Origin of the sequence: Mycobacterium neumannii (assembly GCF_002245615.1) — a bacterium.
GTDB classification, from domain to species: Bacteria; Actinomycetota; Actinomycetes; order Mycobacteriales; family Mycobacteriaceae; genus Mycobacterium; species Mycobacterium neumannii_A.
Genome location: NZ_NKCO01000008.1, coordinates 20,862 through 42,650, shown reverse-complemented (window position 1 = coordinate 42,650; position 21,789 = coordinate 20,862). Strand labels below are relative to the sequence as shown.

Genomic DNA, 21,789 nt, shown 5'->3' with positions numbered 1-21,789 from the left:
TGAATTTGTCTACTACGCTTGCTGACGTGCATGTATTCGACGATGTTGCGGCCCCGTGCGAGGGTTCCGGCGGTGTCCATATCGGGGCATACTCGCTGGGATGACCCCCATCCAGCGGTACATCGCCGAAGAGATCGCCACCGACCACGTCGACGGTCTGCTGTCCCGGCGGGAGGCGCTGCGCCGGCTGGCGCTGCTCGGCGTCGGCACCGCGGGCGCCACCGCGTTGTTCGCCGCATGCGGCCAGAACCGGGAGCCGACGGCCGACGCCCCGGCCACGTCGAGCGGCGCCGCCACGGCCAGCGCCCCGCCGCCCGGCAGCGAGACAGCGGTGGCGACCACACCGGTGACTTGGGCCGGGCCTCGCGGTGAATTGCAGGCCGCTTGGGCCCAGGCGCCGGATGTCCGCGGCGGCGTGCTCGTCATCCACGAGAACAAGGGACTCAACGACTACATCCGTTCGGTGGCGGGTCGCTTCGCCGGAATCGGCTACTCAGCGCTGGCGATCGACCTGCTCTCGGCGCAGGGCGGGACATCGACGTTCGCCGATCCCGCAGAGGCGACCGCGGCGCTGGGCAAGATCCCGCCAGACGAAGGGGTCGCGGATCTGAAATCGGGCATCGACGAACTGCAACGCCGAGTGCCCGGGAAAAGGGTCGCGGCCGTCGGCTTCTGCATGGGCGGCGGGTATGTGTGGCGGCTGCTGGCCTCCGGCGAGCCCAGGCTGTCGGCAGCGGTCCCGTTCTACGGACCCACACCCGACAACCCCGATTTCTCCGGGTCGAAAGACGTTGCCGTGCTGGGGATCTACGCGGCTCAGGATCAGCGAGTGAACGCCACCGAACCCGTCGCACGGGCGGCACTCGAAAAAGCCGGTCTGGTGTTCGAGTTGGTCACTGAACCCGACTCCAACCACGCGTTCTTCAACGACACCGGCGAGCGTTACAACGCGACCGCCGCTGCCGACGCGTGGCGTCGTGTGCAGGACTGGTTCACCCGCTACGTCGCCTGATCCCATTCCCGCGACCGTGCGCGTCTGCACACGACACGCCGCGGAAAAGCAGCCGTTTGCGCACCGTCGCCGGCCGACGAGTGTGCGCAAACCCCGCCACCGTCCGCACATTCACCGGTAGTTCGTCTGCCCGCCAACGACTCGTCAACGCCAGCACACGGCCCACGGTCACATTCAGCGCATGCGCGACGTGCAGATCGCCAATTCCTACGGTCCGCGCTCGGGTGGCATGCGCACACCGGTCGATCACCTCGGCGCCGAGTACCGCACGCTCGTCGGCCCGCGACGGTGCACAAAGTGCGGACCGAACGCGGCGTGTCGTGTGCAGACCCGCACGCGCGCGCATGAGTGGGTAAGTGGGTAGGTGGGTAGGTGGGTAAGGCAAGAGGATGGTGCACGCTCGCCGAAAGGGGGCACGCGAACGTGTGGCCTTGGCCTACGATCCGGAGATGATCAGGTCGCTGATGGTCGGGGTCTTCACCGTCGCCCTGAGCTGTGCGTCGGTCACCGCGACGGCAGCCGCGGACCCGGACGAGCCGCCCTGCTCCTTCACCCTTTCCGCCCCGCACGTCGTCCACGTGTCAGGAACGGACATGGTGGCGGTGACGATGTCGCCGTCGAACTGCGATGGCGGCACCCCGTATCAGTCGATCGCCTGCGTCGAGCTCCAAGGCAATGCGGGGCCGGAGAACTGTGTGCAGAACAACGGGCTGTTGACAGCGCGAGCGTACTACTCGCCGTATCAACCGGGCGCGACGTACGTGGCGACGGGTCGGGGTTGCTCGACGTCGGGCAATCCGCCCGAGCCGGTCTGCGAGCCGTCCGGACCGTTGACCGCGACGCTCTAGCATCGCCTAACGGGAATCCTGAGTTCCGCTCCGCAACAACGCCTTTCGTTGCCCGAACGGGTGGATTCGTCGGCCGACGAGGCCGAATTTCCTGCAGGACATCCGCGACCGCGCCGACATCGAATCAGCAAGCGCTCCTTTCATGGCCGCCCCTAACTGACTGACCATCGGCCGTTTAGCCGGATGGCTGCCCGGGCACACGCAGAATTAGCGGGTTCGTCAACGAGCCGGCTCGACAGACCAGAGGAGCCGACATGGATAACAACGCCATCGTGTGGATCATCGTCGCCATCGTTCTGATCGCCGCGATCGTGGCGGTGGCGCTCCTGGCGCGCAACGCGCGCAACAAGCGACGCCGCATGGAAGCCGATCGGCTCCGCACGGAGGTCGACGAAAAGTCGCATCATCTCCGCAAGCGCGAGACCGTCGCGCAGGAAACCGAGGCACGCGCCCGTGCCGCACAAGCCGAAGCAGAGGCGAAAGCCGCCGAGGCGGCCCGGCTGCAGGATGCTGCCCACACGCACCGCAATGCGGTCAACACCAAGCGCGAAGAACTCGACGAACAACGCGCCCGCGCCGACGCCCTGGACCCGGAGACGCGAACGTCCGACTCGGTCGCCGATCCGTCGACCACCAAGACCGATGGTGTGCGAGACGATCGAACCACGCGTCCCGACCCGAACCGGGCCCCCGAGCAGCACCACCGCTCGTGACCGAAGAAGCCAAGACCGCATCGGCCGTCCTCTTCGATATCGACGGGACGCTGGTCGACTCGAACTACCTGCACGTGCACGCCTGGTATCGGGCGTTCGAGGAGGTCGGTCACCCGGTCGAGGCCTGGCGCATCCACCGCTCCATCGGGATGGATGGCACGACGCTGGTCAACACGCTGGGAGCAGAGGCTGACGAGGAGACCCGTAGCCAGGCCGAGGATTTGCATTCGCGCTACTACAAGGAGTTGGCGCCGCACCTGAGGCAACTGCCGGGCGCACGCGGACTGCTCGAAGCGGTGCACAAGCTCGACATCCGGGTCGTGTTGGCGACCTCGGCACCGGAAGAGGAGCTGTCCGTGCTGCGCGAGGTGCTCGACAGCGACCACCTCGTATATGCAGTGACCTCCTCGGAGGATGTGGACACCGCCAAACCCGAGCCCGACATCGTCGAGGTCGCTCTCGAACGCGCAGGGGTGCCGGCCTCGCATGCCGTCTTCGTCGGCGACACCATTTGGGACGTGGAAGCCTGTAAACGCGCAGGTGTCGACAGCATCGCGGTGCTCAGCGGGGGAGTCTCCCGCAGTGAGCTCGAAAAGGCCGGAGCGCAGCGGGTTTTCGGGCACGCGCTGGAGCTCTGCCAACATCTCGACGACACACCGATCGCCGCGCTGGCCAACATCGTCGGCGCCCGCTGAGCCTCGCCCGGCGTCAGCGGGGCAGCGCGTAGCGCAAGATCGCGGCGACGCCGTCGGCCGGATCGATGCGCTCGTCGGTGCGGATCAACGCAGCTCCGGTGTTGATCGCCGCCATCGGCAGCGCCTCGTCGACCCGCAGGGTCTGGCTCGGGGCCGTGCCGAGCTCGGAGAGGACGTTGGCGTTCGGCGCGATCGTGGTCAGGTCATCGCCGGCCACGACGGTCGCGTCGCCGACGTCACCGATGATCAGGGTGTCGACCGCGCCCGCCCGCAAGGCCGCCGTCACGCCGTCCAGCCCTTCGGTCGCCATGCCCTCGCCGCGCCCGAGCTCGGCGGTGAAGCGTTGTGCGGCGTCGTCGATTGCTGCCACGCGGCGACGCTGAAACTCCTGGTCGATCTCGTGCTGCAGGTCGGCGTCGTCGAAACCGCTGTGCCGCGCCCCGACGCCCACGTCGACCACCAGCGAAGCGGCCCGCTCGGGTAGTTCCGCGATCAGGTCGGTGCGCGACTGGACCTCGCCGACGACGAATACGATTTCGGGTCTGGCGTCGTCGACCAGCGTGGTCAGCTGGCTTGCGACCGCCCGGATGTTCTGTTGGCGCGCCTCATCGCTGGTCCGCTGCGGATCGCCATAACCCGGTGTGTCGGCGCCCGAAGCCTTGTGCACCGGGTAGGCGTGCCCGTCGACGGTGTCCGAGACCGCGGTGCCCTCGCGATACAGCGTGATGTCGCCGCCCTCGTAGTCCACGATCACCACGGCGTACGTCGGCCGGTCGAGGCCGTGCTCGACGACCGGGACGATGTAGGGCAGTGCCGACACCCGGACGACAGGCTCGATGGGCCGAATGAGGTGTTCGTTGACCAGGACACCGTCGGCGCTGGCCACGACCGCGCGACCGCTGGGCCCGACGGGGGGAGCCGCATCCGTGATGGCCTGCTCGATGCTCTCCGTCACCGCCGGATCAGCGCCCTGCTCCTCGAGCTGTTCACGCAGCGCCCGCCACTTCAGGTCCATCTGGGCCGCCGCGTCGGCGGTGTTGTGGGAATCGTCGAAATACACCGACGCATACGGGCCGTTCGAAGTCAGCAGGGTACGAAAGTGTTCGGGATGCATAGCCGTTGGTTACCCATGGAGCGCCTGACGACACAAGCGATCGGCCAACCCGCGAACCATGTCACCGCCTGCGGCGCGACCCAGCCGTGACGAGCTCAGCGAGGCGGTGTCCAGGACACCGGCAGGCGCTTGATGCCGTGGATGAACGGCGACAGTAACCGCGCCGGTTCCTCGGTGGCGGAGATGTCGGGTATCTGCCGGTGCAGTTCCTCGAAGACGACGCTGATCTCGCGCCGGGCGAGGTTGGCGCCTAGACAGAAATGCGCTCCACCGCCGCCGAATCCGGCGTGCGGATTGGGGCTTCGTGTCACGTCGAACGTCCAGGGGTCGGCGAACTTGTCCTCGTCGCGGTTCGCCGAGCAGTACCACAGCGTGGCCTTGTCTCCGGCAGACATCGTGACGCCGCTGAGTTCGCAGTCTTCGGTCAGGGTGCGGCGCATGTAGTTCACCGGGAACGCCCACCGAACGATCTCCTCGACGGCGGTGGGGGCGACGGTCTCGTAGTCCGCCCACCACCGCTCGCGTTCGCGCGGGTAGCGGGTGAGCGCGAGCACGCCGTGGCTGATCGCGTTGCGGGTGGTCTCGTTGCCGGCCACCACCAACAGGATGAAGAACGATGCGATCTCGGCCGATGTCAAACATTCCCCGTCGACTTCGGCTTCGACCAGCGCGGTCGTCAGATCCTCCTGCGGGTGGGCGCGACGATCTTCGGCATGTGCGGTCGCGTAGGCGCCGATGTCCATCGCGACCTTGACGAACTCCTCGTAGTCCTGCGCGATGTCTTTGTCCCCGAAGCCGAGAATCACGTTGGTCCAGTGGAAGATCTGCTGATGGTCGTCCTCGGGGAGGCCCATCATGTCGCAGATCACCTGGAGCGGCAGCGGTCCGGCCAACTCCGCGACGACCTCACCGTGGCCGTCGGGATGTTCGGCGATCATCTCTTCGACGAGGCGCCGGGCGCGGTCTCTGACCGAGGCCTCGGTGCGTGCGACCACCCTGGGCGTGAAAGCCCGGCTGACGATGTTGCGCAGCCGAAGATGACGCGGATCGTCCGTCACGATCATCGAGCCGAAATACTCGGACAACTCCGGGTTCGCGTCGTTGATGGTGATGCTCGGACTCGAGCTGAAGATATGCGGATGTCTGCTGGCGTACCAGACGTCGTCGAACTTGGTGATCGCCCAGTGGCCGGGACCTTCGGCCACACCGGGGGTTTCCAGCGGTGCGTGAAACGAGACCGGGGCTTCGCGGCGCAGCGTGGCGAAAGCGCCGTCACGGAAGTCGTCGGGTTGCACCCAGAACTTCCAGGAACCCAGGTCGACCTCGGACAACGGCACCTCGGGCGGCGGGGTGCCGTTGGCCCTGATCATGTTCGCGCCAAACGTGGGCGGTGTCGCGGTGTCCACTCGTCCGAGGGTAGGCCGATATTCGCCCGGGGAAGGCCGATCTGCCCGCGTGGCCAAATTGATTACGACAACTGCCAGTTCATGTTCTTGGCGAACACGCGGGCCTCGTCGGAGATGGTGCCCAGCTCGTGACAGCGCTGGATGTAGCCCTGCACCATCACCAGGAAGTTCATCGGGTTGTAGGCGTCTTCCTCGTAACTCCACTTCCCGTCACCGGCGTACCTGAGCACCGTGATGACCGGTGTGCCGTGCACGCTGCCGTCGCCCGGATCCTTCATCGTGTTGACGTTGCGGTTGATCACCCAGCCCTTGTCGACGTCGATCGAATACCACTCGACCGGATAGAAGGGCATCTCGCTGCCGGGGAATGTGTTCATCGTCGAGACGATCCAGTCGCGGATGCTCTCTCGGCCGGACATGTCGCCCAGGGCGTGCTCGATGTAGGTCGCGTCCTCGGTGAAGTGATCGGCATAGCTCGACCAGTTCCACGTCTTCCCGATGTCGACGACCGCGTCTTGATAGGCGCGGAACGCCTCGTCGATCTCCTCACGTGACCACTGACCCATTGCAGGCTCCTCGGCTCGCGGCGTACCTGGCATGTGTTCTATCAAAGGTGTCGGCCCCACCGGGGCGGATTGACACACGGTGCGGCCCGTCTGGCCGACGCAGGAGTGCCCACCGAACTGCATGTGTACCCGGGTTGCCCCCACGCGTTCGAGGCCCTGGCCAGAAACGCCGGCGTCTCGCAGCGGGCGATCAGCGATCGCGTCCGGCGCCTGCGCAGCCTGTAATCCGCTGGCGGACAACGTTTCTGTCAGCTGCCCTCGGGCGTCTCGACCACCGCCTTGATGCGCTCGAGCGTCTTGCGCATGTCGCGGATGTTGCGCCTGCGCCGAAGCTGGCCTCCGAACACTGAGAACAGCTTCATCAGCAGCGAGTCATTGAGCCGGAAAGACTCGGTGACATCAGTACCGCCGTCGACGGGGGTGAGCCGGTAATGCCAGTTGTTTACGGGCTTGTCTCCGATGAGCACCGCGAAGCCGAATTCCCTGTTCGGTTCGCAGGCCGTCACCTCACACGTCGTCCAGTAGACGGGCCCGATCTCGTTGCGTTTGACGTGGCCCCGGAACCGGGCGCCCAGCGCGGGACCGGTGGCACCACCGAGCCACTCGGCCTCCATGACTTCGGGGGAGAACTTGCCGGTGTTTCGCACATCGGCGATCAGGTCCCAGATCCGCTCCGCCGGCGCCGCCATCGACACCGTCACCGCTCCGTCCACCGTTTCCTCGCTCTCTGGCAAGCGTTTTCGAGAACCCTAGCGCCCCGTGGACCGAAGCCGCCCCGAAAGCACGAGTAAGTACGATGGCGGCGACGTGAAAATTCGATTCGGGATCGGGCTCGGCGCTGACATCGGGCCGCAACAGCTGCCGGACATCGTCGACCAGCTGGAAGACACCGGCGTCGACTCGCTGTGGTTTTCCGAACTCGTGTACTCCGAGGCCGTCGATCCGTTCGTCGGAATGGCTTTCGCTCTGGCCCGCACCCGCAGCTTGAAGGTCGGTACGTCGGTCGCGGTGCTACCGGGACGGCACCCGGTGCTCGTCGCCAAGCAGCTGGCCTCACTCGCGGCGTTGGCGCCCAAACGGGTGCTCCCGGTCTTCGGGTTGCGGTCGGCGATCGCCGCAGAGCGCGAGATCTTCGTGGTGCCCGACGGGGCGCGCGCCGCGGTGTTCGACGAGGCGCTGCGGCTGCTTCGTGCGGTGCTCGAACACGACGATGTCTCGTTCGACGGCGACTATTACACGGTCTCCTCGGCGGCGGTGGCGCCGCGGCCCGTCAAGCCGCTCGACATCTGGCTGGGCGGGTCCGCCCCCGCCGCGTTCGGGCGTATCGGCCGCCTGGGCGACGGCTGGCTCGGCAGCTTCGTCACTCCCGCCGAGGCGCGTCGAGCCCGCGAGGCGATCCAGCGCGCGGCCGAGGACGCCGGGCGAGAGGTCGAGCCGGACCACTTCGGCATCAATCTGGCCGTCGCCGACGGCGCAGCGTCGCCGCAGATGCTGGCGGCGATCAGCCGGCGCCGGCCCGATGTCGACCCCTCCGAGCTGATCGCCGGCGGCTGGCCGCAGCTGCACCGGCAACTCGACGCCTATCTGGACGCCGGCCTGACCAAATTCGTCATCCGTCCAGCGGGGCGCATCGCGATGGCCGAATTCGTCGACCAGTTCGTCGTTGAGCTGCTCCCACGGCAGAACTGACCGTCAGCCGTTCGTCTCGCCGCGATCGTCGTCCCCTTCGGCCTGATCGGGCTGCCGCATCGCCTTGTGCTCTTTCATCTCGGGGTCGGCGTCGGAGTCCTGGTCGGCGCGGTAGTCGCTACCGCCGGCTGCATCTGTGCTCATGGCGCGGGCGTACCCGACGCCGAACCGCCGAAACGGTCGCCGCGCACCGCCTCATCGCGACGAGATGTCGCCGTACAGGTCGGGCCAGGGCGGCCGTCGCACCATCGCCACCCCGGCGAGCGCTGAGGTCACCAGTCCGACCAGGATCCCGGCCAGGGTGATGCGGGTCGCGTCGACCGCTGGTCGCCATACCGCGTCGCCGTCCTTGATGACGAACACACCGGCCGGCCTGCTCGTCACCTTGACGTTCGGCTCACCGCCGCGCCGGGCTCGGCCGCGGACTTCGGCGACGGGGATGACGGTGGTGCCGTCCGCCGTCGCGTAGGGCTCTCCGAAGACGCGCGAGGCGTCGGGATCGAAGTCGAGGCCCTCGAGCAGTTCCGCACGTAGATCCATGGCGTCATGCTTACTACCCGCAGCCGAGCGGGGCAGCGGATCTCGTGACGAGGCGCGACGCGGTGGGTTACTCCAGCGGCAGGTCGTCGTCGGGGATCGGCACCTCGATCGCCTGGTCGACCAGATCGGCCTCGTTGGCGTCCCACGTGCGTTCGCGGGAGATCGCCGAGGTGTCCTGCCAGGTGTCCTGGTCGTCGGGGTACACCGGGGTGCGCTGGTCCGCCACGTCGGCTTCGGGAATGGCATCGCCGAACGCGAGGCCGTCAGGTGTGCTCATGATCGGTCTCCGTTCTCGTTGAGGGTTACCCGTATGGGGTCCAACTTTAGTGCGGGCGGCAGCCGTGCGGCGATACACACGCTTGACCAGGGCAATGACGGCTGCACCCAGGCGTTGTGCGTAAACTGCCTGCGACGGGGGAGGCTCTCGAACCGTGCGGAGCTTCGACCTGACCCAATTCGACGCCAGGGGCTGACCGTGCCAGAAAAAACCACCGATACCGCCCAGGACCTCACGCCGCATTTCGAGGATGTGCAGTCGCATTACGACTTGTCCGACGAGTTCTACCGGCTGTTCCTGGACCCGACGCAGACCTACAGTTGTGCCTTCTTCGAGCGCGACGACATGACCCTCGAGGAAGCCCAGCTCGCCAAGATCGATCTATCGCTGGGCAAGCTTGGCCTGCAGCCGGGTATGACGCTGCTCGACATCGGATGCGGTTGGGGCGGGACGATCAAGCGGGCGTTGGAGCGCTACGACGTCAACGTGGTGGGCCTGACGCTCAGCAAGAACCAGCAGGCCCACGTCCAGAAGGTGCTCGACGGCATCGACAGCCCCCGCAGCAAGCGGGTCCTGCTCCAGGGTTGGGAGCAGTTCCACGAACCGGTCGATCGCATCGTGTCGATCGGCGCGTTCGAGCACTTCGGCCGCGACCGCTACCCCGAGTTCTTCAAGATGGCATACGACGCGCTGCCCGCCGACGGAGTGATGATGCTGCACACCATCGTCAAGCCCGACGATGAGGAGTTCGCGGAGCGCGGTCTGCCGCTGACCATGACCAAGCTCCGGTTCTTCAAATTCATCATGGACGAGATCTTCCCCGGCGGGGATCTGCCCCAGCCCGTCGCGGTCAAGAAGCACGCGACCCAAGCAGGGTTCAAGGTGGGCCTGGTCCAGCCGTTGCGGTTGCACTACGCCCGTACCTTGGATTCCTGGAGCGCCGCGCTCGAGGCCCACAAGGACGAGGCGATCGCGATCCAGTCCGAAGAGGTGTACGACCGGTACATGAAGTACCTGACCGGCTGCGCCGACCTTTTCCGCGAGGGCTACACCGACGTCTGTCAGTTCACCCTGACCAAGAGCTAACGCCGACGCAGGGCTCGCCACAGCCGCAACGGCAACAGGCCGAGTAGAGGCGCGCGCTTCCCGAGGTCGTCGGTATCGCGTTTGTTGAACGCTTTGGCGTATCTGCGCGCGTCTTCGGCGGTGGCGTATTCCTTGGCGCCCTGCGCCTCGCCACACCGCTCGCACTTCCACCGCATGATGCGGCCATCAGCGTGGAACGTCGGATTATGCCCGAATATGCTGCAGCCCAACGTCATTGCTGTGGTGTTCCCAGTGGCATACCGACCTTGCCACGGGGGTGTCGGGCGATTCGGTTCTCCGCCAACGCCGCCCGCATCGCCTTGCGGAACTCGCCGGGTCCCCAGTACCGCGCACCGACCGCCCTGTGCAGTTCACGTACGGACATCGGTTCGTGCTCGCTCACCGCGCGCGCGATGGTTTCGATCTCGTGGTCGAGCGCCGACTCGGGCACACCGGGCGTCGGCGGCTCACGCCATGCCCCGTACCAGCCCGCCGCCGGGCCGGGCCGATAGCGCCGCGCTTGGCTGGCTGCCCGCGCACGTTCGGTGCGCTCGGCGATGCGCGCCTGGCGGGCCGCGCGTTCCTCGTCACGCTCCGAAGGCGCTTCGGACTTCTCCTGGTCTTCGTCGGCGGTCGTCAGCGGCATGGCCAGATCTTCGAGTTTCTGGCCCTCGGCCTTCACACCGAACATCAGCTCGACGACGCCCCCGACGGCCATCACCGCCGCCCCGATCAGGAAGCTGACCGCGACGAGCCCGCGATCGCCGGATTCGATGAGTTGGCCGAACAGTAGTGGTCCGGTGATACCGCCGATGGCCGTGCCGACCGCGTAGAAGAACGCGATCGCCAAAGCCCGCGTCTCCATGGGGAAAATCTCGCTGACGGTGAGATATGCGGCGCTGGCTCCGGAAGAGGCAAGGAAGAAGCACACACCGAGCACGGTCATGAAGACCCACACGCCGCCCGACTGCGATACGAACAGCACGGTCAGCGCCACCGCCACGGCCGCCGAACCCAGATATGCGAACGCGATCATCGGTTTTCGGCCGATCGTGTCGAAGAACCGGCCGAGCAGGATCGGGCCGGCGAAGTTGCTCAACGCCCACAGCGCGTAGAAGATCGGGACGGTGCCCGACGCAACATCGTAGAAGCCACTCAGCAGCGTGCCCAGGTTGAACGTGAAAGCGTTGTAGAGGAACGCCTGCCCGATGAACAGCGCGAGGCCGAGCACGGCCCGGCGGGGATACTTCGTGAACGCCACGTGGGCGATCTCCCGGAACGGAATCGCCTTGCGCTGACGCACGGTCAGCGTGCCCTCTGGTTCTTCAAGGGTCTGCCCGGTCTCGCGTTCGACCTCGCGCTCGATCTCGCCGACGATCCGTTCGGCTTCATCCTCGCGACCGTGAATGAACAACCACCGCGGGCTTTCCGGGACGTTGCGCCGCACGACGAGAATCACGAGACCGAAGACGGCGCCGATACCGAACGCGATACGCCAACCGATGTCGGCCGGGAAGATCGCGGTGTTCAACAGCACCAGTGCGCCTGCCGCACCGCCGGCCGCGCCGAGCCAGTAGGAACCGTTGATGATCAGGTCGACGCGGCCACGGACACGCGCGGGGATCAACTCGTCGATCGCGGAGTTGATCGCGGCGTATTCACCGCCGATACCTGCGCCGGTGAAGAATCGCGCTATGTAGAAGTACCACGGCGCGAACGCGAAAGCCGTTGCCACCGTGGCGGCGAGGTAGACCGCGAGGGTGAGCAGGAACAGCTTTTTGCGGCCGAGCCGGTCGGTGAGCTGTCCGAAGAACAAGGCACCCAGGCACGCGCCGGTGATGTAAATCGCCGCGGCGATGCCGATTTCACCTGCGGTCAACTCGATCCCGCTGCCGCTCTCCGTCAACCGAGAGGCGACGTTGCCGACCATGGTGACCTCGAGGCCGTCGAGGATCCACACCGCGCCGAGTCCGATGACGACGCGCCAGTGGAATCGCGACCAGGGCAACCGATCCAACCGGCTCGGAACCTGCGTGGTGATCGTGCCGGTTTGCACCCCAGAACTCATCGGCAGCCTCCTCGACCGTGGCCCAATCGGCTAGGGAGTACCCAACTTGTCGAAAAACATCCGGAGGCGGCCGAAGTCCGCCTCAGTCGAGGAGGCTTCGCTGAAGGAGCAGCGTGTCAAGCCATCGGTCGTGCTTGAATCCGACCGCGGTGAGCCGGCCGGCCTCGAGGAAGCCGCGGCCCCGGTGCAACGCGGCCGAGGCGGCCGCCACAGGGTCAACAGCCGACGGGATGAGATTCGCAGTACGGCGTCGTACCCGGGAAGCGGTGGCGATGACTGGCGACATAGCGGTACACCGCGTCCTGCAACGCACGGATTCCGGGGATCCGGTACACGAGGAGCGGGATCCGGGTTCCCAGCGCGGCCGCCAGCGCGGCGTTGACCGCCTGTGCGCCGTCGTACACATCGCCGGACTGGTCGTGCCATCGCGCGACGTCGAGGATGCGTGATTGGGGGATGCCCAACCGCTCGGCGACGCCCTCGCCCTGCAGCGGCGCGGTTCGCAGACTACCGGTTCGGTTCATCTTCAGGACGAAGTAGACGGCGCGGGTGCACATCCCGCAGTTGCCGTCGAAGAACAAGGTTCCGGCCATATCGCCATTGTGTCTCCGGTTTCCCTGCGGTGCACACTGGTGGGGTGGAATTGGTGACGCTCGACGGCATCGAACAGGCGGCCGCGCGGATCCGGGCCTTCGTGCTGCGCACACCGCTGCTTCCCGCCCCGTGGGCCGGTGACGACGACCGGCCGTTGTGGGTCAAGCCCGAGAGCCTGCAGTCGATCGGGGCTTTCAAGGTGCGGGGTGCGTTCAATGCGATCGGCCACCTCGACGAATCCGTACGCACCAGGGGAGTGGTGGCATATTCGAGCGGAAACCACGCGCAGGCGGTGGCCTACGCGGCGGCGGTGTACGCCATACCCGCCCACATCGTGATGCCGCAGGAGACGCCGGATGTGAAGGTGGCGGCCACTCGAAGCCATGGGGCGACGGTGGTGTTGTGCGGTGCGGGACAACGGGAACGGGTCGCCGCCGAGGTCGTCGAGGAGACCGGCGGTGTCCTGATACCGCCGTTCGACCACCCCGACATCATCGCCGGCCAGGGCACGATCGGGTTGGAGATCGCCGAGGATATGCCGAGCGTCGACACGGTCCTGATACCCGTCAGCGGCGGCGGCCTCGCCTCGGGGATCGGTACGGCGATCAAGGCGATGTGCCCGAATGCCAAGGTGATCGGGGTCGAACCGGAACTGGCCGCCGACACCGCCCAGAGCCTGAGCGTCGGACATCGCGTCGACTGGTCCATCGAGGACCGCAACCGCACCATCGCCGACGGGTTGCGCTCGCAACCTTCCGAATTGACGTTCGCCCACCTGCAACGGGTGCTCGATGACGTCGTCACCGTGACCGAAGACGAAATTCGTTCGGCGGTACGCGAACTCGCTCACCGTGCACACCTGGTGAGCGAACCCAGCGGGGCGGTCGCCCTGGCCGCCTACCGTAAAGGCCCGAGCCCGGCGGGCCGAACGGTCGTCGTCCTCTCCGGCGGCAACATCGAACCCGCCCTGCTGCAGGAGATTCTGGCCGGCTAGGCGTGTGAGGAGGCCGCGATCAATGCACTCCCTCCATATGGCGGCTGATCCACGGCGCGAGCGCGAACACCACCACACCGGCGGCTACCGCGACCGCACCGATGATCCCGAAGTAAGCGAACTCGTGCGTCGCCTTGTAGTAACCGGCCAACACACCGGACATCGCCGTTCCGATACCGACCGAGAAGAAGTACAGCGCCATCATCTGGGCCCGGAACGCCTCGGGCGCAAGCTTTGTGGTCGCCGACAATCCAATCGGTGACAGCATCAGCTCGCTGATCGCGAACACCGCCATCACACCGACGATGTACAGCGCGGGCACCGCGCGGCCGGTCGTGCCCGCCATCGGCAGAAACAGCAGGAACGCCACACCCATTCCGATCACGCCGTACGCGAACTTGCGCGGGGTGGTCGGGGCGCGGTTGCCGAGCCTGGTCCACATCGCCGCGAACAGCGGTGACAGCGTGATGATCCACACCGGTTCGATGGAGCCGATCCAGTTCGACGGCGCGGTCCACCCGAAGATCGACCAGTTCATCCGCTCGTCGGAGTACACGGCGAGCACGGTGAAGATCTGCTGAAACAGCGACCAGAACACGGCGTTCGCCACGAACAGCGGGATGAACGCGCGCACCCTGACGCGTTCGACGGTCGTGACGTTGGCGCTTCTCAGCATCACGACGAAATAAGTCACCGATGCCGCAACCAGGACACCGGTGGTGACATGCGACAGGTTCGCCAGCGTCACCACGCCCGTCGCGAACACCACTCCGATGACCACAGCCCCCGCCAGCGCAATGGCCACCAGCCGACCGATTGCGCTGCGTGGCAGGGGATTCGGTACGTGACGTCCGTGGTCGCCGAGATTGCGACGGAAGACGACGTACTGTGTCAGGCCGAGGGCCATTCCGATTGCTGCGGCGCCGAATCCGTAGTGGAAGCCGACGTGGGTCTGCAGCAATCCGGTGATGAGCGGACCGACGAAGGCGCCGAGGTTGATACCGAGATAGAACAACGTGAATCCGCCGTCGCAGCGCGGGTCGCCCTTGGCGTAGAGCGTGCCGAGTAGGGACGACGCGTTGGCCTTCAGCGCTCCCGAACCGAGAGCGACGAGCACCAGCCCCACGGTCACACCCGCCAGGTCGGGGATGACGGCCAGGGCGATGTGGCCGAACATCACCACGACGCCGCCGTAGAAGACGGTGCGCTCCATGCCCAACACCCGGTCGGCGATCCAACCGCCGAGCACGGTCGACAGGTAGACCAGTCCGCCGTACGCGCCGACGATGCCGGTCGCGGTGCTCTGCGGGAGCCCGAGACCGCCCTCGGTGACCGAGTAATAGAGGTAGTAGCCGAGGATCGTCAGCATCCCGTAGAAGGAGAACCGCTCCCACAGCTCCACGCCGAACAGGTTCGCCAAACCGATCGGGTGACCGAGCACCGTGCGACCGCTTGGCCCGCCCTCCGTCTGCTGGACTCCTGCCATGGGTCTTCACATTGCCACGGCGACGCGTGCGCCGCGCCCGATGGCGAACAATCGACCCGGCAAAGCTGTTCGGCCTTCTCTTACAGGAGGTTCAGCGGCACAGCACATTTCGATTCCGGCCCGTGGCAGCAGCTTTCACCGCAGCGCCCACTCCCCGGGGAGGCGGCGGTGCGTCGTACTGTTACGGTCACCCCGGTAAGTGGACGTCCGAAGGGGTATGAGTGGACGCCGTACTCGGCTTGTCGGTGACACCGTCGGCCGTCGGTCTTGTCCTCGTCGAAGGGCAGGACGCCGACGGCGCAACCGTCGACCGCGAAGCCATTGAGATCCTGCCGACCCGCCGGTCGTCTCCGCGACACGCCTCCGACGAGGCCGCAGCCGCGGTGCTGCGCACCGAAGCGCTTGCCGCCAGCCGCGGTCACCGGTTGCACACCATCGGTGTGACGTGGAGCGACGACGCCCAAGCCGAAGCGTCGCTGCTCCTTCGATCGCTGCGCGAATGCGGATTCGACAACGCGGTGGCGGTGCAACTGCCCGAGGCGTCGGAGGCCTTGGCGTGGGGTGTGGCCGAGTTGATCGGCAACGAGGTCACCGCGGTGTGCGTGATCGAGTACGACGCGGTCGTTGCGCTGGTCGTCAACACCCGCGAGGGGGCCGTGCAGACCGCGGTCAGCCACTCGATCGACAGCGAAGAATCGTTGATCCGCTGGTTGAACACGGTGTTCACCAGGGTCGACTGGCGGCCCGAGGCGTTGGTGCTGGTGGGGTCGGGCGCGGATCTGGACGCGATCATGCCCCGGCTGGAGACCGTGTTGTCGGTGCCGGTGTTCGCGCCCGCCGAAGCCGAGTTGGCCTTGGCGCGCGGCGCTGCGCTCGCGGCGGCCGACAGCGGTCCGTCGGTGTTCGACGCCGAGCAGCCGTTCGAGCGCGCAGGCAGGCGGCCTCGACGACAGCCCGCCCATACCGGGCCGTTGGCCATGCTGGCCGCGGGGACGGTCACTTTCGTCGTATCGGTCTCGGCGGCGATCAGCATGCAGCTGGCGCCGGGCAAGGACACCACGCCCGCCGAGCCGAGCCCGGCTGCCAAATCGTCGCCCGATATCGCGGCAGCACCCGCGCCCCGCCCGGCCGTTACGCCTGTGCCCGCGGCACCCCCCGCACCGCCACCGGCCGCGATTCCGGCGCCGCCGGAGGAACCGTCCGTGGCCGTCGTCGACGTCCCCGCAGCGGTGGAGGATCCGCTGCCCGCCGCACCGCCACCTCAAGCACCCGTCGCGCCGGTGCCGGGGCCGCCCGCGCTGCCGCCGGAGTCGATGGCTCCCGGTCTGGTGCCTGCAGAGCCCACTCCGGTGCCCGAGCGCCGAGGCTGGTTGCAGCGCATCAGGGACCGGTTCTCCGACGTCGGCGGCGACGACCCCGCGCTCCAACAGGCACCGGCACCACCGCCCGTCGATCCCGCGCTGGCTCCACCGCCGGGGGCGCCGCTGCCTCCGCCGCCGCCCGAGGCGGCCGTCACGCCACCGCACGTGGACGTCGCACCCCCGGCCTCCGAACCCGCGCCGCTGCCGCCCCCTGGGTGACTCGCCGACCGCCTGCGGCACAATCCGGGACGCGACCCGCATAGCCCGATCGCAGCGCAGTACTGCCCGCGCCGGTTGGGCGAATCGCGAACCGATGGTGTGCTGGGGGCACTGGGCCCGTCGTCGGCGGGGATTTGCCAGCCGCCAACCGAATCACGACCTCGTCTGAGGCCGATCCGGTGTGAAACGTTCTGAGCAGCGCGTTCGATAAGCGTGGGGAGTGGGTATCCGCCCGTGCTGCGACATGCGCGCGCGAGCCCGCCTTGCGATTGCCCGGGGAACTCCACGAGACGAATTAGGATAAAAGTGTGCTGAAGCTACGAAATATGCTCGCGGTGGCGAGCCTCGCGGTGCTCACCGTGGTCTCCGCCCCGACTAGTTCAGCGGGCATCGCAACATCGAACGCAGTAGCCAGCATTCAGCCTGCCGGCCAGACGGTCGGTGTGGCGCACCCGATTACGGTGACGTTCAAGCAGCCCATCGACGACCGGGCGGCCGCCGAGCGCACGTTCGGCGTCTCCGCGCCTGCGATGCCGCCCGGTACCCAGAAGGGAACCTTCGCCTGGCTCGATGACCGTGTGCTGCAGTGGACTCCGGAGGAGTTCTTCCCGGCGCATTCCACCATCACCGTGATGGCAGGCGATGCCAAGGCCAACTTTCAGACCGGCTCGGAGGTGCTCGCGGTCGCCGACATCGACGCCCATACCTTCACCGTCAGCGTCGACGGCGAAACCATGCGTGAGATGCCCGCATCGATGGGCAAGCCGGGCTTCGCGACACCCAAGGGATCGTTCACGGTGCTCGAGAAGCAGAGCCCGGTGATCATGGATTCCCGCACCATCGGCATTCCGCTGGACGATCCCGAAGGCTACAAGCTCACCGTCTACTACGCCGTCCGCATCAACTGGGGCGGCGTGTACGTGCACTCGGCACCCTGGTCGACGGGATCGCAGGGATACGAGAACGTGAGCCACGGCTGCATCAACCTCAGTCCGGACAACGCGGCGTGGTACTACGACATGGTGAGCATCGGCGACCCGGTCATCGTCCAGGCTTAGTCGCCGGGCGCGCCGACCGGTTGCGCATCGGCATGCAGGTTCTTCACCGTCGGTGAGTTCTGCACCTCGGCCGGGTCGGGATAGGTGCCGAGCACCCTGTCGGCAGTTCCCGAACTGGTCACGGTGAACCAGTAGTGCTCGTTCTTGAAGTGATGATGCCGGTGGTTGCGCCAGATCGCCCGATACAGAGCGGTTTTCGGTTTGTAGTCGCTGTGGATCAGGTAGTGCGTCCACTCGTAGACCAGCCCGAGCGTTCCGATACAGACGAGGTATGTAAGCCCCATACCCAACCGCGGGAACGCCAAGAGGCCGACCGCGACCGTCAACGGCAACACCCACGTGGCCAACGACTTCCATGGGATGAAGATCAACGGGACGTCGCGCGGATCGCTGTGGTGCGCGCGGTGCTCTCGCGCCAGCAGAGGGTCGACCGTCAACGGGCCCAGCCGTTTCGGCTTCCAGTGCAGAACGAAGACGTGGATGATCCACTCGAAGAACGGAAACAGCGCGAGCATCACCACCGGTACCATCGCATCGGTGGGCTGCCAGTCGCCGACAGCGATACGGGCTATCACCGCGGCGACGAGGGTGGCGCCGATCATCCAGGGGGAGGGGTGTTTCCAGAATTGGCGCAGCGCATCGGTGAGCGTGAAGTCCTTGCGTGCGCGCCGTGCGGTCGTGGTCATCGTTGATCCTTCAGATTGTCGAGAGCGTCCAGTAGCGCTGCGGTCGCCGGTTCGAGGAGGTCCTGGGCGGCCCGCCGGGCGCGCGCCGGATCGTGTGCGGTGATCGCGTCGGCCAACTCGCGGTATGCGTGTGGCCTTCCAACTTCTGCGGCCATCACGGTGGCCAGGGCGGGAAGCGCGGGTTCGTAGGTGGCTCGCAGCGTGTTGTACATCAGCCGGAACGCGATCGAGTCGGCCCCGTCGACGATGTGGTCCCAGAATGCCAGGGCATGGCGTTGCTGCGCGACGGGATCGTCCTCGGTGTCCAGATCTCGCAGAGTCTGATCGAGCGCTTCGGCCAGAGCGGGACCGCTGCGTTCGGCGGCCAGTTCGGCGACCTTGGGCCCGTTGTGCAACCGCGTCTCCAGGATGCTCCTGACGACGGACAGGTCGAGTTCGCCGGCCCGGATGAGCAGCCGCGGAAGGAGATCCAGACCCGCGTGGCGCCGAAAGTCGCGCACGGTGGTCGCATCACCCTGCCGCACCTCGACCAGGCCTGCTGCGGTGAGTCGCTTGAGCGCCTCCCGAACCGCGGGCCGGGAGACGCCGAGGACCTCGGCCAGTCTGCGCTCGCTGGGCAGGTGCTCGCCGGGTTGCATCTGCCCGCTGAGCACCTCGGACACGATCTGTTCGAACACGTCCTCGGGCACGGAGCGCCGATTAACCGGTTGCAGGGCCATGTGGTTAGCGTGCCACCGGACAGGCCAGAGGTCAAGTGGTCAGACCAGTGGATCAGGCTCCCGCCAGCCGCTCCTTCATGGTCTCGGCCAGGCTCAGCGTCGCCGATAACGGGCGCACCATCACGGTGAGCTCGCTGATGGCCCCGTCCTCATCGGTTCGAACGAAGTCGCATCCTTCGATGTCCTTGTCGCCGACTTTCGCCTGGAACACCAGCGCGTGGTCCCGGGCGTCGGCCGCTCCGATCTCACGGACGTAACGGAAGTCCTCGAAGACCTCCATCACCGCCGCGAGGATCGTTCGCAGCGCGTCGCGCCCCTCGTATGGGGTGAAGACGACGGGGCTGCGGAACACGATGTCGTCGCGGCACAGCGCGATGACGGCATCGAGATCCCCGGACTCGACCGCCCGACGAAACTCATGCACGACGCAGACCCTCAGCAGTGGGCTTCGATGCGGAAGGTGGCCGTCACCGCGTTACTCGGGTTGTCGGTGAACGAACCATCCGCCGACCCGGTGATGGTGAACGTGCCGCCGTCGCCCTCGACCTCGGCCTCGCCGATGTTCCCCTGCCAGAAGTTGCCGGTGAAGCCGCCGAAGTCGTGGAAGGCCACCGATTCGACGGTGACCTTGTCTCCGGTGCCGACGCTGGCCGTGAAGCCCTTGTTCTCGTCGGGTGTCTCGATCGTCCACAGCCACCCGGACTGGGTGCACGACACGGCGTGCGGTCCACCGGTGCTCTCGCCGTTGATGGTTACCTTCGCGGTCGTCCCACCGAGTGCCGCGGGCGGTGTGGAGCAGCCCGCGACCCCGGCACCGAGAATGACCGCGGCCGCCGCAACGAGTCGGATGTCCATGACGCCAGACTCTATTGGTGTTTGCGGCCGCATATGCGTGGTTCGGTCGACTACCGGTGCGGCGTGTTCCGGCGGTCAGCGGCCGGGGATACCCGTGTACTCGGGATTGGGTGGGACCGACAGCTCGATGCCGATCCGGTTGGTCGCGCCGATGAACCCGGCGATCGAGATGCCCTCCAGGATCCGATGATCGCCGGCTCTCACCGCAAGGCGGCGGCGGTGGCGTCGTCGGCGGGCAGGAACGCCTCGATCGAGAGCTCGGCGGCGGTGAGGTCGAGCGCGGTGCCGAACGTCGTCACGGTGGACAGGAAGGTCAGCAGGCGCCCGTCGGGTGTGGCGAGCTCGAGCGGTACCGCCACGCTGCCCAGATCCGATGAGCCGTCGGAACCGCCGGGGTAGGAGTCGATTTCGGCCAAGAGCGACGACAGCACATCGGAGCCGCTCACGGCGACCTCACGCCGGAGGCGCTCGATGAGGTGGTGCCGCCACTGCGCGAGGTTTCTGATCCTCGGCGCCAGACCGTTGGGATGCAAGGCGATGCGCAGCGCGTTCGGGCGTTCGAGCAGTTCTGGTGCGACACCGTCCATCAGCACGCCGGCACCCTCGTTGGCCCGCACGATCTGCCATCCGCGGTCCACCGCGACACACGGAAAAGGGTTGTAGGCGAACAGGACTCGATCGATTCCGGCGCGGACTGCAGCCATGTCCGGGTCATCAAGGGACCGCTCGGGGTGCACCGGCGCCAAACCTGCCGCCATCAACAGCTGGTTCTGCTCACGACGCGGCACGTCGAGCACCTCGGCCAGCCGCAGCACCATCGTCCGGCTCGGGGTGGATCGTCCGGTCTCGATGAAGCTGACGTGCCGGGGCGACACATCGGCGGCGACGGCGAGATCGAGCTGGCTGAGCCGACGGCGGCCACGCCACTGTTTCAACAGCACGCCGAATGTCTGGGTCTGCACAGCCGCGAAGGTCATGTTGCCAGTGTGGCCGCCCACGAGCGCCCGGGCCACTACCTGGCAGGTAATTGCGCTGGTTACCTCAGGAGGGCAGCGTTGTCAGTGCCATCGAACAGAAGGAGGCAATCATGGGGGCGATACCCGCGACGCGCCGATCCCCCGGTGGCTGCGTTTCGTGCTGATCTCCGACCGCGCCGGGTCGGCGTGGTACATCGGTGCCGGCTTCTTCTTCGCGCCCGCGCTGGCGATGCTGTCGCCGTGGCCGGCCGTCACCACCGCGCTCTGGATCGTCATCGGCGTCTTCGGGTTATGGCTGGGCCTGCTCGGCATCGCGATGGCGACCGGTCTGGCCATGGTGCTGAAGTCGAACAGTGAGATACCGGAGGATTATTGGCTCTCACTGCTCAACTCCCGATAGCGGTTGACCTGCCCCCAACCCACGCGCTCAACGAGAGACTGCCGATGCCTGACACCGAAGACACAGGCGACAACCGGCCCACCCCGGCGGGCGCCAATCGAAAATAACCTATGGATTCGACCGGCTACTACGTGAGCAGGCGACAAGCCGAAGGGTTAGTTCAGCTTCATCGCGAACTATGAGTTCCCTGAAAGTTGGGCTGCTCAGGGCCGCTCGTGAAGCTGAGCGTCGAAATGGGCGGCGGCGTGCTTTAACAACAGCACTGCGTCGGCCGTGGTGGTGCGCACGTCATCGTTGAGGGCGTCGAGTTCCGGCCAGTCCATTGCGTCGGGCGGAATTGGCCAGCCGCACAAGTAGTAGTTCCAGCCGATCGATCTGCTGTTGCACCGCGTAAGGCTGCCCGGTGTGCCAGTAACCGGCCGCACT

The 21,789-nt window shown here is 66.7% G+C and carries 27 protein-coding genes and 1 pseudogene; 10 read left to right on the top strand and 18 right to left on the bottom strand.

All coding sequences use genetic code 11. The features are described 5' to 3' along the window. Positions 1 to 100 precede the first annotated feature (100 nt). The 4 genes from CEX88_RS11640 (at position 101) to CEX88_RS11625 (ending at position 3,268) form a co-directional block, all read left to right on the top strand. Positions 101 to 1,012: a dienelactone hydrolase family protein gene (locus tag CEX88_RS11640; protein WP_094293604.1), complete on the top strand. Its 912-nt coding sequence runs from the start codon at positions 101 to 103 to the stop codon at positions 1,010 to 1,012. 449 nt (positions 1,013 to 1,461) lie between these two features. Then, on the top strand, positions 1,462 to 1,860 hold the full coding sequence (locus CEX88_RS11635; protein ID WP_064394150.1) for a hypothetical protein: 399 nt from the start codon (positions 1,462 to 1,464) through the stop codon (positions 1,858 to 1,860). A gap of 254 nt (positions 1,861 to 2,114) precedes the next feature. Next, positions 2,115 to 2,573: a hypothetical protein gene (locus CEX88_RS11630; RefSeq protein WP_094293603.1), complete on the top strand. Its 459-nt coding sequence runs from the start codon at positions 2,115 to 2,117 to the stop codon at positions 2,571 to 2,573. Then, positions 2,570 to 3,268, top strand: coding sequence for an HAD family hydrolase (locus CEX88_RS11625; RefSeq protein WP_066843789.1), 699 nt, complete (start codon positions 2,570 to 2,572; stop codon positions 3,266 to 3,268). Before CEX88_RS11630 ends, CEX88_RS11625 begins: the two co-directional genes overlap by 4 nt. A 13-nt stretch (positions 3,269 to 3,281) precedes the next feature. Here the strand turns inward: CEX88_RS11625 and CEX88_RS11620 are convergent, their stop codons facing one another. The 4 genes from CEX88_RS11620 to CEX88_RS11600 all read right to left on the bottom strand — a co-directional run bounded on the left by CEX88_RS11620 (position 3,282) and on the right by CEX88_RS11600 (position 7,067). Beyond that, the gene (locus CEX88_RS11620; protein WP_094293602.1) at positions 3,282 to 4,382 is read right to left on the bottom strand and encodes an Rv2629 family ribosome hibernation factor; all 1,101 of its coding nucleotides are present in this window, start codon (positions 4,380 to 4,382) and stop codon (positions 3,282 to 3,284) included. A 95-nt stretch (positions 4,383 to 4,477) separates the two neighbouring features. Continuing rightward, on the bottom strand, positions 4,478 to 5,752 hold the full coding sequence (locus CEX88_RS11615) for a cytochrome P450 (protein WP_094293699.1): 1,275 nt from the start codon (positions 5,750 to 5,752) through the stop codon (positions 4,478 to 4,480). A gap of 98 nt (positions 5,753 to 5,850) precedes the next feature. Further along, a complete protein-coding gene (locus CEX88_RS11610) occupies positions 5,851 to 6,354 on the bottom strand; it encodes a Cif family virulence factor (RefSeq protein WP_066843785.1) in 504 nt (167 codons plus the stop codon). 248 nt (positions 6,355 to 6,602) lie between these two features. After that, on the bottom strand, positions 6,603 to 7,067 hold the full coding sequence (locus tag CEX88_RS11600) for an SRPBCC family protein (protein WP_066843783.1): 465 nt from the start codon (positions 7,065 to 7,067) through the stop codon (positions 6,603 to 6,605). Positions 7,068 to 7,161: 94 nt separating this feature from the next. On the opposite strand from CEX88_RS11600, the gene CEX88_RS11595 reads away from it, so the two are divergent. Next, positions 7,162 to 8,043 (top strand): TIGR03854 family LLM class F420-dependent oxidoreductase, encoded by an 882-nt coding sequence (locus tag CEX88_RS11595; protein WP_094293698.1) that lies wholly within the window; start codon positions 7,162 to 7,164, stop codon positions 8,041 to 8,043. 3 nt (positions 8,044 to 8,046) lie between these two features. Here the strand turns inward: CEX88_RS11595 and CEX88_RS26050 are convergent, their stop codons facing one another. From CEX88_RS26050 to CEX88_RS11585, 3 genes are all read right to left on the bottom strand, one after another. Continuing rightward, a complete protein-coding gene (locus CEX88_RS26050) occupies positions 8,047 to 8,187 on the bottom strand; it encodes a hypothetical protein (RefSeq protein WP_202931462.1) in 141 nt (46 codons plus the stop codon). 51 nt (positions 8,188 to 8,238) lie between these two features. Further along, on the bottom strand, positions 8,239 to 8,583 hold the full coding sequence (locus CEX88_RS11590) for a hypothetical protein (protein ID WP_066843780.1): 345 nt from the start codon (positions 8,581 to 8,583) through the stop codon (positions 8,239 to 8,241). Positions 8,584 to 8,650: 67 nt separating this feature from the next. Further along, the gene (locus CEX88_RS11585) at positions 8,651 to 8,860 is read right to left on the bottom strand and encodes a hypothetical protein (RefSeq protein ID WP_066843777.1); all 210 of its coding nucleotides are present in this window, start codon (positions 8,858 to 8,860) and stop codon (positions 8,651 to 8,653) included. 198 nt (positions 8,861 to 9,058) lie between these two features. Between CEX88_RS11585 and CEX88_RS11580 the strand changes: the two genes are divergently transcribed. Further along, complete coding sequence (locus tag CEX88_RS11580; RefSeq protein ID WP_094293601.1) at positions 9,059 to 9,946, top strand: cyclopropane mycolic acid synthase family methyltransferase; 888 nt, start codon at positions 9,059 to 9,061, stop codon at positions 9,944 to 9,946. On the opposite strand, the gene CEX88_RS11575 is transcribed toward CEX88_RS11580, so the two are convergent. The 3 genes from CEX88_RS11575 to CEX88_RS11560 all read right to left on the bottom strand — a co-directional run bounded on the left by CEX88_RS11575 (position 9,943) and on the right by CEX88_RS11560 (position 12,607). Next, positions 9,943 to 10,122 (bottom strand): hypothetical protein, encoded by a 180-nt coding sequence (locus CEX88_RS11575; protein ID WP_231744846.1) that lies wholly within the window; start codon positions 10,120 to 10,122, stop codon positions 9,943 to 9,945. The two genes, CEX88_RS11580 and CEX88_RS11575, sit on opposite strands and share 4 nt — an antisense overlap. A gap of 56 nt (positions 10,123 to 10,178) precedes the next feature. Next, entirely contained in the window at positions 10,179 to 12,014 is a 1,836-nt protein-coding gene (locus tag CEX88_RS11570) for an MFS transporter (RefSeq protein ID WP_066843770.1), read from the bottom strand. A gap of 215 nt (positions 12,015 to 12,229) precedes the next feature. Further along, positions 12,230 to 12,607: a thiol-disulfide oxidoreductase DCC family protein gene (locus CEX88_RS11560; RefSeq protein ID WP_094293599.1), complete on the bottom strand. Its 378-nt coding sequence runs from the start codon at positions 12,605 to 12,607 to the stop codon at positions 12,230 to 12,232. A gap of 44 nt (positions 12,608 to 12,651) precedes the next feature. Here CEX88_RS11560 and CEX88_RS11555 point away from each other — a divergent pair, with 44 nt between their 5' ends. Then, entirely contained in the window at positions 12,652 to 13,602 is a 951-nt protein-coding gene (locus CEX88_RS11555; RefSeq protein ID WP_094293598.1) for a threonine ammonia-lyase, read from the top strand. 19 nt (positions 13,603 to 13,621) lie between these two features. On the opposite strand, the gene CEX88_RS11550 is transcribed toward CEX88_RS11555, so the two are convergent. Further along, entirely contained in the window at positions 13,622 to 15,088 is a 1,467-nt protein-coding gene (locus CEX88_RS11550; protein WP_066843761.1) for a peptide MFS transporter, read from the bottom strand. A gap of 221 nt (positions 15,089 to 15,309) precedes the next feature. Between CEX88_RS11550 and CEX88_RS11545 the strand changes: the two genes are divergently transcribed. Both CEX88_RS11545 and CEX88_RS11540 read left to right on the top strand, forming a co-directional pair. Then, entirely contained in the window at positions 15,310 to 16,668 is a 1,359-nt protein-coding gene (locus tag CEX88_RS11545) for a DUF7159 family protein (protein WP_202931461.1), read from the top strand. 326 nt (positions 16,669 to 16,994) lie between these two features. Further along, complete coding sequence (locus CEX88_RS11540; RefSeq protein ID WP_064418635.1) at positions 16,995 to 17,726, top strand: L,D-transpeptidase; 732 nt, start codon at positions 16,995 to 16,997, stop codon at positions 17,724 to 17,726. On the opposite strand, the gene CEX88_RS11535 is transcribed toward CEX88_RS11540, so the two are convergent. From CEX88_RS11535 to CEX88_RS11510, 6 genes and pseudogenes are all read right to left on the bottom strand, one after another. Further along, the gene (locus tag CEX88_RS11535; protein WP_094293597.1) at positions 17,723 to 18,412 is read right to left on the bottom strand and encodes a sterol desaturase family protein; all 690 of its coding nucleotides are present in this window, start codon (positions 18,410 to 18,412) and stop codon (positions 17,723 to 17,725) included. The two genes, CEX88_RS11540 and CEX88_RS11535, sit on opposite strands and share 4 nt — an antisense overlap. Beyond that, on the bottom strand, positions 18,409 to 19,131 hold the full coding sequence (locus CEX88_RS11530; RefSeq protein WP_066843749.1) for a FadR/GntR family transcriptional regulator: 723 nt from the start codon (positions 19,129 to 19,131) through the stop codon (positions 18,409 to 18,411). The genes CEX88_RS11535 and CEX88_RS11530 overlap by 4 nt, the downstream gene beginning before the upstream one ends. 52 nt (positions 19,132 to 19,183) lie before the next feature. Then, a complete protein-coding gene (locus CEX88_RS11525; RefSeq protein ID WP_064418638.1) occupies positions 19,184 to 19,555 on the bottom strand; it encodes a nuclear transport factor 2 family protein in 372 nt (123 codons plus the stop codon). A gap of 11 nt (positions 19,556 to 19,566) precedes the next feature. After that, positions 19,567 to 19,986 carry a lipoprotein LpqH gene (locus CEX88_RS11520; protein WP_064418639.1) on the bottom strand — a complete coding sequence of 140 codons (420 nt, stop codon included), beginning with the start codon at positions 19,984 to 19,986 and terminating at the stop codon, positions 19,567 to 19,569. Positions 19,987 to 20,061: 75 nt separating this feature from the next. Further along, positions 20,062 to 20,178: pseudogene (locus tag CEX88_RS11515) on the bottom strand (peroxidase-related enzyme); the annotation flags it as partial. Between the two features lie 8 nt (positions 20,179 to 20,186). Continuing rightward, the gene (locus tag CEX88_RS11510; RefSeq protein ID WP_094293596.1) at positions 20,187 to 20,963 is read right to left on the bottom strand and encodes a helix-turn-helix transcriptional regulator; all 777 of its coding nucleotides are present in this window, start codon (positions 20,961 to 20,963) and stop codon (positions 20,187 to 20,189) included. Between the two features lie 148 nt (positions 20,964 to 21,111). On the opposite strand from CEX88_RS11510, the gene CEX88_RS11505 reads away from it, so the two are divergent. Beyond that, positions 21,112 to 21,363: a hypothetical protein gene (locus CEX88_RS11505; RefSeq protein WP_420799213.1), complete on the top strand. Its 252-nt coding sequence runs from the start codon at positions 21,112 to 21,114 to the stop codon at positions 21,361 to 21,363. A gap of 203 nt (positions 21,364 to 21,566) precedes the next feature. On the opposite strand, the gene CEX88_RS26045 is transcribed toward CEX88_RS11505, so the two are convergent. Then, positions 21,567 to 21,788, bottom strand: coding sequence for a hypothetical protein (locus CEX88_RS26045; RefSeq protein ID WP_202931472.1), 222 nt, complete (start codon positions 21,786 to 21,788; stop codon positions 21,567 to 21,569). Between the last annotated feature and the right edge of the window lies 1 nt (position 21,789).